Source organism: Planococcus kocurii (assembly GCF_001465835.2).
GTDB classification, from domain to species: Bacteria; Bacillota; Bacilli; order Bacillales_A; family Planococcaceae; genus Planococcus; species Planococcus kocurii.
On the sequence record NZ_CP013661.2, the window covers coordinates 2,247,505 to 2,265,206 of the forward strand.

A 17,702-nucleotide genomic window follows, 5' to 3' on the forward strand; every position below is an offset into this window, starting at 1 on the left:
GATAATTTGAACGGGCTGTAGCTAGCAGCATGCCGGGAGGGATCACGCATGAGACATTTTAACGGATTGACCGATTCTGATTTAAAGACTTTTTTTAAATATTCCCCGGCAGAATTTAACCGTGATACGGAACGGGAAACCTTAAGCTTGGCGTTGGGTGCAGCGCTTTATACACCGGGTTCTAGAGTGGATTTTGCTCGGAAAATCTTAACTGGTGATTATAATAACGGCGTATTTGCTGGTCTTACAACACTAATCGTCTGTTTGGAAGATGCAGTAGCTGATACGGAACTAAAACAGGCAGAAAAAAATACAGTGGGCGAGTTCAAAAAACTGGAACAAGCGAATGCAGAGCAACTCATGGCTGGACCAGCTTTGTTTTTGCGGGTTCGCACACCCGAACAATTAGACCAATTAGTAAAAAATGCAGGAACGGCATTGAGTGTATTGACAGGAATCGTTTTTCCGAAATGCTCACCTGTAACGTTGCCATCATTTTTTGAAGCGCTCGACCGTGCTAGTGAAGTGGCTGGTAGAAGGCTGTATGCATTGCCTTTGCTCGAAACGAAAGAAGTGCTGTACAGTGAATCTCGTGAACAAACTTTGTCAGAACTATACAGTATTATGCAATCACAAGCAGAGCGAATTTTGACGGTTCGCGTGGGAGCTACTGATTTTTCTAGCCTCTACGGCTTACGTCGGCCCGCGGAACGGACCATTTACGATGTTCATGTTATTCGAGACTGTTTGATGGCTATCTTGAACCGTTTTGGGCGTGCAGAAGACGGATTCACGGTTTCTGGACCTGTCTACGAACATTTTTCAAGTGGGGAGCGGCTATGGCTTTCTTCTAAACCGGAAGAAACCTTATGGGAAGAAGTTCAACTGGATATTCTAAATGGCTTTAAAGGAAAAACCTGTATTCATCCGTCGCAAATTTCAATCGTCAATACAGGTCATATCGTCACACTTGAAGCTTACGAAGACGCTAAACTAATTCTAAACGAAAGCAGCAAAAGAAATGGTGTCTTGCAAAGTCCTAAACGCAATAAAATGAACGAAGTAAAGCCGCATTTGAGTTGGGCGAAAAAAATTGCCGCTCAAGCGGAAGTCTACGGGGTGCTCAATGAAAACTATCAACCAATCGACGTCCTCAATCATATCCGGGCCAGTCAAGTATCAAATCAATACTAAATTATGGGATAACCTAAACATGAATATCTCAGTTACCTATGCTTATCAAGGTTTATCAGCGGAATCGCTGTTTTCTGTCGCTTTGCGTGTGAATAAAAATCGTCAATTTTTGTTTGTCAGTAAACTAATTGCTAAACATCTAGCTGTTCATCCTTCTTTAGCTCTTGGAACAGGCACTTTATTGGCTTCTTTGCTAATGGAAGAAGTTGGGATTGGAGGATATCCAGAGACGCCTGCTCTTGTCAAAATGATTGAAACGGGCGTAGTAAATCGCGACATAACTCTGCAATCGCTTGAATTTAAAAAAACGATGCCCAAAAAAACAGTGTTTATTGGCATGGCAGAAACAGCAACAGGTCTTGGGCATTCGGTTTTCCAACATTTTGAGGAATCTGCTTATATTCACACAACACGTGAAGAGGTTATCGGCATTACCCCATCTTTTGTCTTTGAAGAAGAACACTCCCACGCAACGTCCCATAAAGTATATGCGCCTTCAGGTATGCTTGAACAAGCAGAGACGATCGTGTTAATCGATGACGAGATTTCTACGGGTAACACCTTGTTAAATTTTGTGTGTGCATTAGATGATCAATTTCCCGGAAAGAATTACGTGTCTTTATCCATCCTTGACTGGAGAAGTGATAGCCAAAAGGAAAAAATAGATAAAATAATGGCTGAGCGGCAGATTGATTTGAAGGTTTTATCATTAATGATGGGCCAATTTGAATTGTTGCACAGCACAGCGCCTACTGAATCAGAAATGGGTTTGTTGAGTGGTGATGGATGCAGAACTCCACATACCGAACTGGGCAGTGAAAAATTAACAATCGGCTCAAAAACGGGACAACGATATATTTCGCAAACAGGGCGTTTTGGCCTTACAAGTGAGCAACACGATGAAATAGGTAGCTGGGCAAAAACTGCGGTTGAAAAGCTTGTGAGTGTAAGCGATAAGGCATTAGTCATTGGAGTAGGAGAGAATATGTACTTACCTTTGCGTTTTGCCTTAGCACTAGAAGGAAACGCACTCGTCCAAACGACGACACGCAGTCCAATTTTTGCTTCGCCAATGGTCGATTATCCGATTAAGGAAAAAGTTAAGTTTGAGCTACCAGATGCATCCGGAGTTAGCCAATTTATCTATAATTTAAATGAATTGGAAATCGACCGAATTTACTTGATAGCTGAATCCGTCATTGCACTATCCGATTGGCAGCCGCTTCTCACATACTTGGAGAAAAAAGCGCCAGTAGAATGGATTTCTCTAACAACTACTAAAAGGAGTGAAGAAATCGAATGATAGCTACCGGTTTAGTGAAAACGAGTTATCCGAAAGAAGACATCACCTTCCTATTGAAAGATGTAAGCAACGAATTTACTGAAAGTACGTTGGAAGAGCGTGAAAAAGCGGTTCAGACCGGGGCACACTATGCAGAACGACTGCCAATGGAATATCGTCCTTCTGATGAATATACCAATCTTTATCACGAAACAGTAGGTAAGACGAAAGAGCAATTAGGCTATTTGGTTGGACTCGTAACGCGTCGTATTTTCATGAATGCGGGAACAGATGACATTGTGCTCGTATCCCTAGCACGTGCCGGCAGTCCAATCGGTATTCTGATTCGTCGATACGCCGAGCAGGTAATGAAGATGGAGTGGCCGCATTACAGTGTTTCTATTTTACGCGATAAAGGAATTGATGAGAAAGCAATCGATTCAATTCGCGCTGCACATCCGACAAGCCGTATTCAGTTTGTCGATGGCTGGACCGGCAAAGGGGCTATTCAAAAAGAGTTGACTAAAGCAGTTAACAGTCTCAATAAGGAAAAAAACATGAATTTATATGATGACATGGCAGTGCTAGCCGATCCAGGTGCATGCGCAGTATTGTTCGGTACGCGTGAAGATTTCCTTATTCCAAGTGCTTGTCTAAATGCGACCGTGTCAGGTCTGGTAAGCCGCACAATCCTTAACAAACAGTATATTGGTGAAAATGATTTCCACGGTGCCAAGTTTTACGGAGAATTGCTTGATGAAGATTTATCGAATGACTTTATTGATCAAATTACTGCCTGCTTTTTGGAAACGCAAGAACAAGTTAAACAAGAGGCTGTTTCAACTCCTGTAATAGCAGAAAGAACTTGGCAGGGCATGAAGGAAGTCGAAGCAATTGGTCAGCAGATGTATAGTGAAACCGACTTTCATTTGATTAAGCCAGGTGTTGGTGAGACAACGCGCGTACTGCTTCGCAGAAGCCCTTGGAAGATTTTGGTTAACAGTCTAGACAACCCGGATGTTCATCACATTTTGATGTTGGCGGAAGAGAAAAAGGTGCCGGTAGAAGTTGTTCCCGACTTGTTTTACCGAGCGATTGGCTTGATTCGTTCAGGTAAAGAAATATGATGGTACTGTTCGCTAGTGATTTAGATCAGACGCTAATTTATTCCCGCAATTCGATGGGGATGGAAGTAACGGAAAAAGAGTTAGTTGAAGTAGAGCGCTACGAGGGAAAACCACTGTCGTTTATGACGAAAAAAAGTCAATCAGCGCTTTGGCATATTTCTGCTTCGGCATTCTTTTTGCCCGTGACTACACGGACACAAGCTCAATACGAGCGAGTGACGGGTATTTTTAACGGACAGCAAGCACCGCGGTTTGCGATTGTATCTAATGGCGCCGTCATTTTGGAAAACGGCAAACCAATCAAAGAGTGGTCTGAAGAAATTCGCCAGCAGTGTGTCAGTCGGAAAACCATTATTTCAGAATTGCTACCGGAAATTGAACGTCATTTTTCGGAGGACTGGGTACTGAAAGTTAAAGAAGCGGAAGAGTGGTTTGTTTATCTGATTGTCGATCGTGCACGTTTTCCAATAGACAAGCTGGATTTCTACACAACCGTATTTAAAGAGCTTGGATGGGGAATGTCCCTGCAAGGTAGGAAGCTTTATTTTATGCCAGAAAGCATTACGAAAGCAGCTGCCGCGTTGTACATTAAGGAACGTATAGGTGCCAGTTACGTTCTGGCAGCTGGAGATTCGCTACTCGATCTGGATTTACTAGAAAGTGCCGATTATGGCATGGTGGCATCTCACGGCGAAGCAGTAAAAAGTAGAGTTTCAATGTCCGAACATATTCATAAGACCGATACACACGGCATTAAAGTCGGAGAGGAAATCTTAGCTCGTGTTGCTGAGATTTCATTGCAGCGTCAGTAAGCAACAAAGCAAGGAGAGATTCCGATGGTTCAATTGAATCCAATCCCCGCTAAAACCTGGGATCCAGAAAAAATCGGGGAGTGGCTGAAAAAACCGATTGTGGATCACAGCGAAACGAAAATTGAAGAAGACCGCATTACGTATCCACAGCTACTCGGACAAGTTATAGGGATGACACTTGATGCCGATGACTATTTCGCGTCTATTTATGACGTCATCGAAGCATCAGATGGACGGATAATTCGACTTTCTGACCGAATGAACAAACATATTGAGCAGGATCGTCTTCGGACACTTCAAGATTTGTTCGAAATGAATAAAAAAGAAAATGGGTTGTCACCCAATCGAATGGTAGCGTTTCTTGATGGCAAAGGACTGCTACCTAGATTAAAAGACGCGGATTTGAACAGACGTCTACGACTTGTATTGATTGATATTTTGAAAGCTTTTCAAATGCAATCCGGAGGAAATACAACACATTCCTCTTTTCGTCGCGTAACGACTGACTTAGTTAAGTGGATGTTTAATCACATAGCACCAGAAATTGAAAAGCTAGAGTTGGAAAAAGGCTTGCCTGGCTTTTTATGGTATGGCAGCGTTTCAGAAAGTGAAACTTGGTTTTTGAAGCTTTCGGCAGCGTTTGGCTTCCATGTCGTTGTCTATGATCCTAAAGGAGAGCGTTGGTTTGAAAAAGCAGTTGGAGCTGAAGGGCTTCATAGCCACAGTTTTCAAGTGAACGCCGAAGCACTTCTTCCTTTTCCAGATGAAAAGCCGAAACGTGTGGGAACGGTCGCATATCGTGCAACTCAAGAAGTAGACCGTCTTTTGCATCACGATGATTCTGGACTTTATAAACCCTTCCAATTTAAATCGTATTTGACTCGCTCGGTTCGACTTAAAACGACGATGGACGAAGCTTTCATGCTTGCTAAAGAACGTGCAATGGTGCGGCCGTCTTTTTCTGTAGCAAGTGGAAGTGTCAACATTCCTGTCGTTTTTTCTAAGCTGATGGGTATTGAAAAGGACCGCAAACGCTTTTGGGACAATGTTCATAAATTGACTGAGCGGGAAGACACAAAACTAGTTCGAAGCTTTCCTTTTGCGGAAGAACGAAAAGGCAATCAGCAATTCCATTACCGTGCTGCTCTTGGAAAAAACGGACTGTTGGATCCGGAAAAAATAAAAGCTGCGCATTGGTGGAAATACAATAAATTGCCAGATGGTGTTCAGACAGCAATTGCAGCAGCAATCGCGAGACATGCGGAAAAGCCAATTCTCGTGCCTCAACATGGCGAATCATTTGAAGAATTGCAGCTTTATGCTTTTTCGCAATCGATGTCGCTGCCAGATTCGGTAATTCAGTTGATTCAATTATTCGATTATCCGCAGTTCGTACCCACAATGCTCTTTTATAACGAAGAAAAAGACGGTGAGTTGAGCCGTGCCGACGCCAATGCGATTGCGTTGATTCATATATTTGGACTCGACGTCATTATCATCAATCCACAGGGGCATCAAGATATTGAACGCTGGATCGATTCCGAATCGTTCGATACACACTGGCTTGATGAACGGAGCTTTAACGAGCCTTACCGAGAGCCTTCTGTCGTGAAAAAAATATTAAAAAAATGGCTATAGCCAAAAAGGAGTGAAAACCGATGACCAATATGCCAGAACAAATTGAACAACAGGAATTAGTAATGAAAGATGAAAACCAATTAAAGGTTCAACTGAAAAAAGATCCCGAAGTTCTTCAGTTGGCTGCGAAAATCGATCCCAAAAACCAAATCGCTTTACTGGAATTTGGTCGTGAACCAGCGAATGAAATTTCAGCTTTTACTGGAAAAGTATTGAATTCTGTTCAAGCAAATAGCATGGAAGAGTCTAGTGAGTTACTAAAACAATTAGGTAAAATCATGGATAAATTCGATAAAAAGGATTTTGTCGAAAAGAAAGGTTTCATGAGTAAGATTTTCAATAAAGGAAATAAAGTGATTGAACAATTGTTTAACAAGTATCAGACGATGGGATCTGAAATCGATAAAGTATACGTTGAAATTACAAAGTATGAAGGCGAAATGAAAAAGTCAACGACGACTTTAGAAGAACTATACAATCAAAACTTTAATTACTTTATGGAACTGGAAAAATATATCGCAGCAGGTGACATTAAAGTGGAGGAATTGAGAGCTCAAGAGCCAGCAGTCCGTGCAAAAGCGGAATCTGGTGATCAAATGGCTTTGATGGAATTAAACTCCTTGCAAAATGCGATTGAACTTCTAGAACAGCGTGTTTACGACCTGGAAATGGCGAAACAAGTTTCTTACCAGTCGGCACCTCAGATCCGTATGCTCCAGCGTGGTAATACGAAACTAATTGGGAAAATCAACTCGGCTTTCGTGACAACCATTCCGATTTTTAAAACTGGTTTAATTAATGCGATCGCGGCAAAACGTCAAAACCTAGTTGCTGAATCGATGAGTGAATTAGATCGCCGTACGAACGAAATGCTACTCAACAACGCGAATGATATTTCACGTCAAAGTGTAGACATTGCAAGAATGTCCGGTCAACCGAGCATCAAGATTGAAACCATTGAGCAGACATGGGAGACTATTATGCAAGGGATGAATGACACGCGCGAGATTGAGCAAGAAAATCGCAAAATGCGTGAAGAAGGACGTCTCCGCATCGAAGAATTACAGAAGAAGTATGAAGATACTCAACGTAAAGCTAACTAATCGAGGAGGAAAATTACAATGTCAGCAATCAACCTTTCAAAAGGACAGAAGATCGACTTGACTAAAACAAATCCAGGACTCACGAAAGTGGTCGTTGGTTTAGGCTGGGATACGAACAAATATAGCGGCGGAGGAGACTTCGATTTAGATGCATCCATTTTCCTTGTAGGCGAAAATGGCAAATCACGTGGACCGGAAGATTTTGTTTTTTACAACAATCTTGAAGGCGGCAACGGTTCGGTTGTCCACACGGGGGATAACTTAACTGGAGAAGGCGACGGCGATGATGAGCAAGTAATCGTTGATTTGCCGAACGTTCCTGCAGACATCCATAAAGTGGTGTTTACCGTAACCATCCATGAAGCAGATAGCCGCAGCCAAAACTTTGGTCAGGTTTCCAATGCTTTTATCCGTATTATGAATGAAAGCTCGAACGAAGAATTAATCCGTTATGATCTTGGAGAAGATTTTTCGATTGAAACGGCGTTAGTGGTTGGAGAATTGTATCGCCACGGCAACGAATGGAAATTTAACGCAATTGGCAGTGGCTATCAAGGCGGCCTTGCGGCATTAGTAAATGATTTTGGGTTAAATTAATTGAAAATGGGGCTGTCCCAAAAGTCATGAAAAAATGACTTTTCGGGACAGCCCCATTTTACATTTATGAGAAAAGGCTGATGTCCATTTCGACGGACGCTTTCCGCGGGCACGGCCTCAGCCGGCTACGCCGTCTTCACCACGCGTCGCTCCGTTCCCATCAGCCATTCGAAACCTAAATCAGGATATAAAAAAACCGTTCATTTCTTTAAAGTGAAAATTTCCATACTATCGTTACAGAAAGGCCGATTTTATGTAAAATCCAAAGCAGACTTCCCCGTATGAAGGATTACTAACGGCTTTTTTTGACAGCCATGGCTAAGATTCTATCTGTCGAGTCCATTACATCAAATAAATCCTCTAAATTGAGCTTTCCACAAAACTCTTAGTGAAACATTTGTTTACCTTATAAACAGCAGGTAAGCAACTAGGTCGATTTACAATCTCCTTTTTATTCTGTACATACTTAGCGTAGCCTTTGATGTTCACTATCAATCGATTGATTGATGTGTACACGTCCATTGACGTAAAATCATCCTCTTACAGCAACTTAATTAACATTAAATTATGAATATTCGATACAAGTTTTTTTATCTATGCTATCCTCGAAAAGAAAGATATAAAACTGAGAGGGTGACAAGCGATGGCAACGATCGATCGAATCAGAGAAATCAGGCGAACTCTTCACGAAAACCCAGAGTTGGGTGGAGAAGAGTGGGCAACTTCAACACTGATACAAGAAGAGTTGCAAAAAGCCGGTATTTCATTCAAAACAGGTTTTGCAAAAACGGGTGTTTTAGGTGTAATCGAAGGTGGCAGCAAAGGTGGAACAGTCGCATTACGTGCTGATATTGATGCCCTGCCAATCTTGGAAAAGACGGCTATCGACTTTAAATCTAAAGTCGATGGCAAAATGCATGCATGTGGCCATGACGCGCACACTTCAATGTTACTCGGAACTGCCTTTAAGCTACAAGAAATGAAAGATCAATTGTCTGGTCGTGTTCTACTTATTTTTCAGCCCAATGAAGAAACATCACCAATCGGTGGAGCAAGACCAATGATGGAAGATGGATTGTTTGATGAATTTCAGCCTGATGTCATCTTTGGACAGCATGTTTGGCCTGATCTGCCAGTCGGACAGATTGGCGTGCGTGATAAGGAAATGATGGGGGCTTCTGATACCTTATCTTTCACAATAACAGGTGCCGGGGGACATGCCAGTATGCCTCATCAGGGAAAAGACGCTATTGTTATAGCAGCAGAGTTCATCTCATCGCTACAGTCGATTGTCAGCCGTAATGTAAATCCATTAGAATCTGCAGTAATTACTATTGGCACAATCAATGGCGGATATCGCTACAACGTAATAGCAGATCAAGTAGTCTTAAAAGGGACAGTTCGTACCTATAGCAAGAAAGCTAAAGAGACAGTAAAACGTCGTCTAGAAAATCTTGTGAAAGGTTTTGAAATTGCGTACGAAGTAGAAATCGATTTTGATTATGTCGATGGCTACGGAGCCACGATAAACACTCCTAAATGGGCAGAGTTAGTACGCGGAAGTGCAGCTCAACTATACGGAGATGATGCGTTGCCTGTGTTGGATCCATCTATGGCCGGAGAAGATTTCTCTCGTTTTCTAGAAAAAGTACCGGGAGCTTTTTATTGGCTTGGTTGTTCGAAGGAGGACGTGGAACAACCTAAACCTTTGCATGATCCGGAATTCTTTTTTGAGGAAGCAGCTTTAGAAATTGGAGTCGAAACGATGACGAAAGTGACAGTTAATGCACTAAATATATTGAAAAAATAATTTTTTTCGAGAGCCAATAATAAGTAGTTAGGAAAAGTTTATTACCGGAAACACTTGATTATTCGTTCGTTATTTGGCTATAATGTTCAAAATATTAAGTTTTTAGATGAAGAGGGGGCCTATTATGAAAAAACAGGTACAAAATGGAGACAAGCAAGGAATTTTCATCCGCTTTCTCAATATCATTGAAAAGTTGGGCAACAAACTACCTGATCCGTTCATGATTTTTGTGTATTTAGCAGTCGTTGTCATAATCGCATCTTTTATCTTTAGCTTATTCGATGCTTCTGTTGTCCATCCAGGAACTGGAGAAACCTTGGCTATTCAGAACTTGTTATCGGGACTAGGACTTCAATATATTGTAACTTCCATGTTGGAGAACTTTACAGGATTTGCTCCGTTGGGAACTGTATTGGCTATTATGCTTGGAATCGGCTTAGCTGAAAAAGTGGGTTTATTGGAAATCGTAATCCGTAAAACTATTTTAAAAGCACCCGCATCGCTCGTTACATATGCTATTGCATTCGTAGGAATTATGGGGAATATCGCATCTGACGCGGCTCAGATTTTAATACCGCCTCTAGCAGCAATGGTGTTTTATAAGATTGGTCGTCATCCACTTGCGGGCTTGGCCGTTGGATTTGCCAGTGCTGGAGCTGGATTTACAGCGAATTTATTGATTGTCGGAACAGATGCGTTGCTGTCGGGTATCTCGACAGAAGCAGCAGCTATTCTTAACGATCAGATTATTGTTACACCAGCGGATAATTGGTACTTCAATATTGTTTCAGTTTTTGTGCTGACGGTGGTTGCGGCTTTAGTGACAGAAAAAATCATTGAACCAAAACTTGGGGAATATGAAGGCGACAAAATAATTGATGTCAGTGCTGAAGAAAATCCGAAAGCCAATAAAGGATTGCGGAACGCGGGATTAGCTGGACTGGCTTATATTATGATGATAATCATCCTAATTGCATGGCCAGATTCAACTTTGCGTAACGAAGAAGGTGGATTGATACCATCCCCGTTCTTGACTGGAATTGTACCGTTTATACTAGGCTTATTTATTGTGCTTGGTGTTGCTTATGGGAAAACCGTTGGTGTCATTAAAAACTCTCGTGATGCAGTAAACTTTATGGGCGAATCTATTAAAGATATGTCAGGATTTATTGTACTTATATTTGCAGCTTCTCAATTTATCGCTTACTTCACATGGACAAATATTGGAACATGGATCGCGGTAAATGGTGCAGAATTATTGACTCAAATCAATTTCACTGGAATATATCTCATTATCGGATATATCCTCTTTACGTCCATGCTGAATTTCCTGATTTCTTCAGGATCTGCTAAATGGGCTCTAGAAGCACCCGTTTTTGTGCCACTGTTTATGCAATTGGGTTATCATCCGGCATTCACGCAGATGGCTTATCGGATTGGAGATTCTTCCACCAATATTGTGACTCCTCTAAATCCATATTTTATCGTCGTCTTGTCGTTTGTAAGAGAATACGATAAAAAAGCAGGAATGGGAACTTTAATTTCGTTGATGATTCCCTATACACTGTCTTTCCTTATTGTTTGGATTATCATGTTCCTAATTTTCTTCTATGCAGGATGGCAATTTGGCCCAGGAATCACACCTTATTTATAAAAAAATTTACTTTATGAGGAGGATAATAAGTGGTAGAAATAGTAATCGATGACCAGCTGCAAGAACATATGATTGAATGGAGACGTGATTTCCATAAGCATGCAGAATCTGGATTTTTAGAGATGCGCACTGCTTCTCTTGTTGCAAGGCAACTGTCCAAACTTGGGTATTCACTAAAAATAGCTGAAGAAGTGATGAAAGCTGACCAGCGAATGGGTATGCCAAGTCCCCAAAAATTGGATGAGCATTATAAATGGGCTGAACAAAATGGAGCCGATCTGGAATGGTTGCCGAACTTCAAGAATGGCATGACAGGAGTCGTCGCTGTGCTTGAAACTGGAAAACCAGGTTCGGTCATTGCTTACCGTTTTGATATGGATGCGTTGGATATTCAGGAGGAAATGGCTGAAGGTCATTTTCCATTCGATCAAGGTTTCCAATCAGTCAACGCTGATAAAATGCATGCCTGTGCACATGACGGTCATACTTCGATTGGGCTTGGCTTTGCGAAAACCTTAATGAATAATAAAGAAAAGCTGACAGGTACAATCAAATTGATTTTCCAACCAGCAGAAGAAGGGACACGTGGAGCAAAATCAATGGTAGCGGCAGGTGTCGTTGACGATGTTGATGTCTTCATCGCTATGCACCTTGGTACTGGAGTTCCAACAGGTGAATTTGTGGCAGGCAATTCGGGTTTCTTAGCAACTACAAAAATCGATGTTATTTTTAAAGGTGAAACTTCTCACGCAGGTGGTAAACCGGAAGACGGGCGCAATGCGCTAATGGCGGCCTCTTCTGCAGTTCTTGGTTTATATGGTATTCCTCGCCACTCAGCAGGGGCTTCACGAGTCAATGTCGGGGTTCTGAATGCGGGCTCTGGTCGTAATATTATTCCAGGGTCTGCTCAAATGAAAATTGAAACGAGGGGAGAAACTTCTGAAATTAATGACTATATTCGATCGCAGGCGTTTGCAGTGTTATCAGGTGCTGCGGCAATGTACGGCGTAGAAGTAGCAACAGAAGTTGTTGGGGAAGCCAAAAGTAGCATTCCGAGTAAAGAACTTGTCGACATGTTGTACGATGTTGCCCAAAGTTCACCATATTTCACTAAAACAATTGACTGGTCTACCGATTCGGCAGGTTCCGAAGATGCAACGTATTATATGGAACATGTTAAAGCAAATGGAGGGTTGGCCACATATTGTGTCGTGGGTAGTGATTTGGCAGCTGGGCATCATAATGAACGGTTTGACTTTGATGAAAAGTCGATGCTGTCAGCCGTCGACATACTATACCGTTCTGCATTGAAATTAAATAAGGTATAAAGAAAAGACGGCAGGATTTCCTAGGCCACTGAAAATTCTTCTCTCGAAACTAGGAGAGACAAAAAAAAGAAGACAGATTGGCAGATTATCCTGTCTTCTGTCTCCTTTTTTTATTTTGCGCTGAGTAACTCAAGTCTTCATTTCAATTTCACAGTAAAATTGTCATGCCGTTGAGTGTAGCTTCGGATGACGTGCGATGTCCATACCAATTCTTCAATTACAGTGTTCTTAGCTTCAGTTTTATATCGCTCTTTGGCGGTCTGCCTGAAGAATTCACTTTCTTGGAATGCAAGTTGATTTACATACTCGGTTGATTTAATGGTTATGGAATAGGTCTTACTTTTAGCTCTTTCTTTGTAACAGCCTTCTCTCAGCAGACAGCTTTTGACTGCTTGCTCTTTTTTTATTTCACAGCAGAAGGCTTGACGTCTTTAGGAATAGGACAAATATAGGGTTCTTTTTTTCGCTTTTCCGTATGTTCGGCTTTGATTGCCTGAAGATCTTCAGGGTGGGTAAATAAATGAATGGCGGTGTTTGCCATAGCTTCAGATGATAACAACATGCCACTATGTGCAAATGAACTAATGCCTTGTGTTACCATCTGCCAAGTATGAAGAGGAGTACCGATAGCTGAAGTAGCAGTCGTTAATTGAGCAGTCGGAACAACCCAACTAACATCAGATACATCAGTGGAGCCAGCCATAACTTCAGCGGAAGGAATATACTCAGAAATAATATCCGACAGGTATTTGCCCTTGAACTCGCTACTGTCTCCGCTATAGCCAAACGACTTCATACCAGCAAGGGAATTTTCTTTTTCGCCTTCAGATAAAGTCTTCCAGATGTCTTTGGCGAATTGCTGTTCTTCTTCGGTGGGCTGGATAGCTCCAGCTTCATGTAATTTTTCGTTTAGAATTAATTCCAATCTTCGATTTGGTTCGTAGTTGGAACAAGCTTTATCGAAGATGATGGTCATTTCAGTTTCCGTCATCAATGCGGCACCTTGAGCGATTTTACAGATGCGTTTATAAATATCATCAACTTGAGCGACTTTAGGCGCGCGAATTAAGTATAGTACTTCCGCTTCTGACTGAACAACGTTTGGTGAAAATCCGCCGCTATTGGTAATGGCGTAATGCATTCTTGCTTCTTGGACGACGTGTTCACGCAAGTAATTGACGCCCACATTCATCAACTCAACTGCGTCTAGGGCGCTGCGTCCTAAATGTGGAGAGTTAGCTGCATGTGAAGCTACACCTTTGAACCGGAAATAGACTTGGTAATTAGCAAGACTCGATAAACTCATGATGGAATTAGCATAAGAAGGGTGCCAGGTTAAAGCGATATCCAGATCATCAAATATTCCTTCACGTACCATAAAAGTTTTGCCGGAACCGCCTTCTTCTGCTGGACAGCCATAGAATTTCACTGTTCCGTTAGTATTATTATCGATAAGAAACGCTTTTACGGCAAATGCTGCTGCCAGAGCGCCAGTTCCAAGCAAGTTATGACCACAGCCATGGCCAATGCCGCCTAATTTTATGGGTTCTTGTTTTGTTGAGTTAGCTTTTTGGCTAAGTCCAGATAAGGCATCGAATTCACCAAGAAACCCGATGACTGGTTTACCGCTACCATAGGATGCGATAAACGCGGTTTCAATACCGCCAACGCCATATTGAACGGAAAACCCTTCTTTTTCTAGTTCATTAGCTAAAAAAGAAGCAGATTCAAATTCCAAATAGCGTGTTTCGGGATGTTCCCAAATGTATTGGCTAATTGATTCAAAATGATTTCTGTTAGTTAATAAATATTGATGAACAGAAAAATCAGTGGACATGCCGGCATCTCCTTTGGAATAAATTTATACTCAGTATAGCAAAAAGACATGTAAATCTAAAATGAAAATTGAATTGATATATTTTGTTGAATTATAAAAATATTTTCTTTTTTCTACACTTAGTGCCTTCTAGGTTTATATAGGATGGAAACGTTTCCAAAGAAAACTAATTATTTTTTATATATTGACAATGGATTTTCACCTGTATATGATGGAGTCAATTCAAATATACAGAATAACTATGTTGATGGAGATACGCTTCGTGTAGAGAAATCTTAAGAGAGCTGATGGTTGGTGAGAATCAGTGATTTCGACATTTAGCAGCACTCCTGAATAGATGGATTGAATACCCCAGTAGGTCCATCCGTTTCATGTCCGTTACGCATGTGAACCAATGAGGCTGTCTATTTTGTGACAGTGAATTAGGGTGGTACCGCGAATCAGACTCTTCGCCCCTTACATTTTTTATGTGAGGGGCGAGGAGTCTTTTTTGTCGTCTTTCTACAATTACTGGCCCAAATATTGGGTAATCGAGAGGGGAATAGAGTTTATTATGCTAACAGACCAACATATTTTGCGAATCCCAGGACCAACGCCAATTCCACCAAGCGTGCAACGCGCTATGGCTCAACCAATGATCGGGCACCGCGGACAAAGTACATCCGAAATGATCAGCGACATCAGACCAAGATTAAAACGTGTTTTTGGAACCAAACAGGAAGTTATGATTTTAACGGGTAGCGGAACCGCGGGACTAGAAGCGGCGGTTGTTAATACAGTAGCTCCCGGCGAAGAAGTTTTAGTTCTTGTAACAGGAGCATTCGGAGAACGGTTTGCAAAAATTTGTAAAGCATATGGCATTCAAACTCATGTTTTCGAAGTGGAATGGGGCTTAGCAGTTGACCCACAAGCAGTAAAAAGCTTCTTATTGGAGCATCCTGAAATCAAAGTGATTTTCTCGACTTTCTGTGAAACATCAACAGGTGTCTTGAACCCAGTCAAGGAGTTAGCTGCTGCAGTTAAAGAAGTGTCTGACGCACTTGTTATCGTCGACGGCGTCTCTTGTGTAGCCGGTACAGAAACTGAAATGGATAAATGGGGAATCGATGTTGTGGTGACGGGTTCACAAAAAGCCTTTATGTTACCTGCAGGTCTATCGTTTATCGCAGCAAGTGATCGTGCTTGGAAGAAAATCAAAGCTAATCCGCAACCACGATTTTATCTAGATCTTCAAAAACATCGCGACAATCTATTAAAAGATACAACACCATTTACTCCGGCACTGTCGATTTTATTCGGCTTGCAGCAAGTATTAGAGTTGTTAGAAGAGGAAGGACTCGAACAAGTATATGCGAGGCACCGTCTGATGAAAAATATGACACGTGCTGCATTCAAGGCACTCGGCATACCGTTGCTGACTTCTGACAAAGATGCATCACCAACCGTCACAGCTGTAAAGCCGGATGACTTTGATGCAGAACAATTCCGCCACGTGATGAAAAAAGAATTTGCTCTTGAAATAGCAGGTGGCCAACAGCATTTAGCGAAAAAGATTTTCCGAATCGGTCACATGGGCTATTGTTCTCCGGCAGACATGTTGCAAACATTGGCTGCAATGGAAATCGGTTTAATGAAAATTGGCAAGAAAATCGAACTTGGCAAAGGAATTGCCGCTGCACAGCGAGTCTTTTTGACAGAAGGAGAGAATAACTAAATGACTTTTCACATACTAATCAGCGATCCACTTAGCGAAGAAGGCATTTATCCTTTGCGTCAGGCAAACGGCGTAAATATTGTGATCGAAACCACCTTAACGCCGGAACAACTAGAAGATCGTATTGATGGGTTTGACGCTTTGCTTGTTCGAAGCCAGACGCAAGTAACGCGTGAATTGATTGAAAAAGCGTCTAACTTGAAGATTATTGGACGTGCAGGTGTTGGCGTAGACAATATTGATTTAGAAGCTGCGACAGAACATGGGATTATCGTCGTTAATGCACCGGACGGCAATACAAACTCAGCTGCAGAGCATACGATGGCCATGATGATGTCGATGGCGCGCAAAATTCCGCAAGCCTTCCATGCCTTGCGCAACCAGCAATGGGACCGTAAATCTTACGTAGGTGTCGAGCTAAAAAATAAAACGCTTGGAGTAGTTGGATTTGGTCGAATTGGTCAGGAAGTAGCAGCACGCGCTAAAGGACAACGGATGAACATCATTGCCTATGATCCTTTTCTAACGGCTGAAAAAGCGGAAAAGCTTGGAGTGGATTTTGGGTCGGTTGAGGATGTACTGAAAGTAGCGGATTTTGTTACAGTTCATACACCACTTTTGAAAGATACAAAGCACTTGATTAATAAAGAAGCATTTGAAATTATGAAAGATGGCGTCCAGATTATTAATTGTGCACGTGGTGGAATTATTGATGAAAATGCACTGTTTGATGCTGTGAAGTCTGGCAAAGTGGCTGGAGCCGCGCTTGATGTATTTGAGCAAGAGCCGATGGTTGATTTTCGTTTATTGGATTTGCCTGAAATTATTGCAACACCCCATTTGGGTGCGAGTACGTTTGAAGCGCAAGAAAGCGTAGCAGTGGATGTCAGTATGGACGTCGTCAGTTACTTTACAACAGGAACTGTCCGGAATTCAGTGAATTTGCCATCCGTACCGAAAGAAATTATGAAAAAAATTGAACCTTATTTTGATTTGTCAGAGCGATTGGGTGCTTTTTTGACGGATCTGACAGGTGCCACTGCTGAAGAAGTCACCATACGCTATGCTGGAGAATTAGCTAATATGGATGTTAGGCCGTTAACGCGTAACATGTTAAAAGGCATGTTGAAGCGTCATCTTGGTAAACAAGTTAATAATGTGAATGCCTTGTACCTTGCCAATCAAAAAGGTATTGTCGTTACTGAACAAAAGACTACAGAATCAAAAGGCTTTACGACGTTAATCACAGTAGAAGTAAAGACTGCGAATGGCGTTAGAAAAGTGGCTGGAACTTTATTAAATGGACAAGGAGCTCGCATCGTTAAAGTGGATGATTATTTAGTGGATGTCGTGCCAGAAGGTCATCTCTTGTACGTTCGCCATAATGACCGTCCAGGTGTCATTGGTCGCGTGGGTACGCTACTAGGCGTTGAGGATGTCAACATTGCTACTATGCAAGTAGGGCGTTCAATTATTGGTGGAGATGCGATTATGATGTTGTCTATTGATAAACCAGCAGACACAAGTAGTTTAGCGAAATTAGCAAAATTAGATGAAATCCAAGGCGTTACTGCTATCAACTTATAATAAATAGAAAGGGCTGTCA

Annotated in this window: 13 protein-coding genes, 1 pseudogene and 1 other annotated feature; of the genes and pseudogenes, 12 read left to right on the forward strand and 2 right to left on the reverse strand. The window is 41.8% G+C overall.

Going from position 1 to position 17,702, the window contains the following annotated elements:
- Nucleotides 1–48 precede the first annotated feature (48 nt).
- The 10 genes from AUO94_RS11105 (at nt 49) to AUO94_RS11150 (ending at nt 12,545) form a co-directional block, all read left to right on the forward strand.
- The gene (locus AUO94_RS11105; protein WP_058384274.1) at nt 49–1,194 is read left to right on the forward strand and encodes an HpcH/HpaI aldolase/citrate lyase family protein; all 1,146 of its coding nucleotides are present in this window, start codon (nt 49–51) and stop codon (nt 1,192–1,194) included.
- 19 nt (nt 1,195–1,213) lie between these two features.
- Nucleotides 1,214–2,497, forward strand: coding sequence for a phosphoribosyltransferase domain-containing protein (locus tag AUO94_RS11110; RefSeq protein WP_237150109.1), 1,284 nt, complete (start codon nt 1,214–1,216; stop codon nt 2,495–2,497).
- The gene (locus AUO94_RS11115; RefSeq protein WP_058384276.1) at nt 2,494–3,603 is read left to right on the forward strand and encodes a cysteine protease StiP family protein; all 1,110 of its coding nucleotides are present in this window, start codon (nt 2,494–2,496) and stop codon (nt 3,601–3,603) included. Before AUO94_RS11110 ends, AUO94_RS11115 begins: the two co-directional genes overlap by 4 nt.
- A complete protein-coding gene (locus AUO94_RS11120) occupies nt 3,600–4,415 on the forward strand; it encodes an HAD family hydrolase (protein WP_058384277.1) in 816 nt (271 codons plus the stop codon). The genes AUO94_RS11115 and AUO94_RS11120 overlap by 4 nt, the downstream gene beginning before the upstream one ends.
- A 24-nt stretch (nt 4,416–4,439) precedes the next feature.
- Nucleotides 4,440–6,053, forward strand: a complete 1,614-nt coding sequence (locus tag AUO94_RS11125) for a YceG family protein (protein ID WP_058384278.1) — start codon at nt 4,440–4,442, stop codon at nt 6,051–6,053.
- Between the two features lie 20 nt (nt 6,054–6,073).
- Nucleotides 6,074–7,156 (forward strand): toxic anion resistance protein, encoded by a 1,083-nt coding sequence (locus tag AUO94_RS11130; protein WP_058384279.1) that lies wholly within the window; start codon nt 6,074–6,076, stop codon nt 7,154–7,156.
- An 18-nt stretch (nt 7,157–7,174) separates the two neighbouring features.
- Entirely contained in the window at nt 7,175–7,753 is a 579-nt protein-coding gene (locus AUO94_RS11135) for a TerD family protein (protein ID WP_058384280.1), read from the forward strand.
- Nucleotides 7,754–8,396: 643 nt separating this feature from the next.
- Nucleotides 8,397–9,563 (forward strand): M20 metallopeptidase family protein, encoded by a 1,167-nt coding sequence (locus AUO94_RS11140; protein ID WP_058384281.1) that lies wholly within the window; start codon nt 8,397–8,399, stop codon nt 9,561–9,563.
- A gap of 124 nt (nt 9,564–9,687) precedes the next feature.
- On the forward strand, nt 9,688–11,217 hold the full coding sequence (locus tag AUO94_RS11145) for an AbgT family transporter (protein ID WP_179946120.1): 1,530 nt from the start codon (nt 9,688–9,690) through the stop codon (nt 11,215–11,217).
- Between the two features lie 29 nt (nt 11,218–11,246).
- On the forward strand, nt 11,247–12,545 hold the full coding sequence (locus AUO94_RS11150; protein WP_269465411.1) for an amidohydrolase: 1,299 nt from the start codon (nt 11,247–11,249) through the stop codon (nt 12,543–12,545).
- A gap of 212 nt (nt 12,546–12,757) precedes the next feature.
- Here the strand turns inward: AUO94_RS11150 and AUO94_RS17850 are convergent.
- Together AUO94_RS17850 and AUO94_RS11155 are read right to left on the reverse strand one after the other, a co-directional pair.
- A pseudogene (locus AUO94_RS17850) lies at nt 12,758–12,931 on the reverse strand (IS5/IS1182 family transposase); the annotation flags it as partial.
- Nucleotides 12,932–12,948: 17 nt separating this feature from the next.
- Nucleotides 12,949–14,382 (reverse strand): M20 family metallopeptidase, encoded by a 1,434-nt coding sequence (locus AUO94_RS11155; protein ID WP_058384283.1) that lies wholly within the window; start codon nt 14,380–14,382, stop codon nt 12,949–12,951.
- A gap of 235 nt (nt 14,383–14,617) precedes the next feature.
- Nucleotides 14,618–14,842, forward strand: a binding site (T-box leader).
- Nucleotides 14,843–14,935: 93 nt separating this feature from the next.
- Here AUO94_RS11155 and AUO94_RS11160 point away from each other — a divergent pair.
- Both AUO94_RS11160 and serA read left to right on the forward strand, forming a co-directional pair.
- Nucleotides 14,936–16,096, forward strand: coding sequence for a pyridoxal-phosphate-dependent aminotransferase family protein (locus AUO94_RS11160; protein WP_058384284.1), 1,161 nt, complete (start codon nt 14,936–14,938; stop codon nt 16,094–16,096).
- The gene (gene serA, locus AUO94_RS11165; RefSeq protein WP_058384285.1) at nt 16,097–17,683 is read left to right on the forward strand and encodes a phosphoglycerate dehydrogenase; all 1,587 of its coding nucleotides are present in this window, start codon (nt 16,097–16,099) and stop codon (nt 17,681–17,683) included.
- Nucleotides 17,684–17,702 lie beyond the last annotated feature (19 nt).

Bases quoted from the DNA above. Each gene is read 5' to 3' on its own strand.
- serA (WP_058384285.1), top strand. From the start codon at position 16,097: ATGACTTTTCACATACTAATCAGCGATCCACTTAGCGAAGAAGGCATT.
- AUO94_RS11155 (WP_058384283.1), bottom strand. From the start codon at position 14,382: ATGTCCACTGATTTTTCTGTTCATCAATATTTATTAACTAACAGAAAT.
- AUO94_RS11130 (WP_058384279.1), top strand. From the start codon at position 6,074: ATGACCAATATGCCAGAACAAATTGAACAACAGGAATTAGTAATGAAA.
- AUO94_RS11125 (WP_058384278.1), top strand. From the start codon at position 4,440: ATGGTTCAATTGAATCCAATCCCCGCTAAAACCTGGGATCCAGAAAAA.
- AUO94_RS11115 (WP_058384276.1), top strand. From the start codon at position 2,494: ATGATAGCTACCGGTTTAGTGAAAACGAGTTATCCGAAAGAAGACATC.
- AUO94_RS11145 (WP_179946120.1), top strand. From the start codon at position 9,688: ATGAAAAAACAGGTACAAAATGGAGACAAGCAAGGAATTTTCATCCGC.
- AUO94_RS11105 (WP_058384274.1), top strand. From the start codon at position 49: ATGAGACATTTTAACGGATTGACCGATTCTGATTTAAAGACTTTTTTT.
- AUO94_RS11110 (WP_237150109.1), top strand. From the start codon at position 1,214: ATGAATATCTCAGTTACCTATGCTTATCAAGGTTTATCAGCGGAATCG.
- AUO94_RS11120 (WP_058384277.1), top strand. From the start codon at position 3,600: ATGATGGTACTGTTCGCTAGTGATTTAGATCAGACGCTAATTTATTCC.
- AUO94_RS11135 (WP_058384280.1), top strand. From the start codon at position 7,175: ATGTCAGCAATCAACCTTTCAAAAGGACAGAAGATCGACTTGACTAAA.
- AUO94_RS11160 (WP_058384284.1), top strand. From the start codon at position 14,936: ATGCTAACAGACCAACATATTTTGCGAATCCCAGGACCAACGCCAATT.
- AUO94_RS11140 (WP_058384281.1), top strand. From the start codon at position 8,397: ATGGCAACGATCGATCGAATCAGAGAAATCAGGCGAACTCTTCACGAA.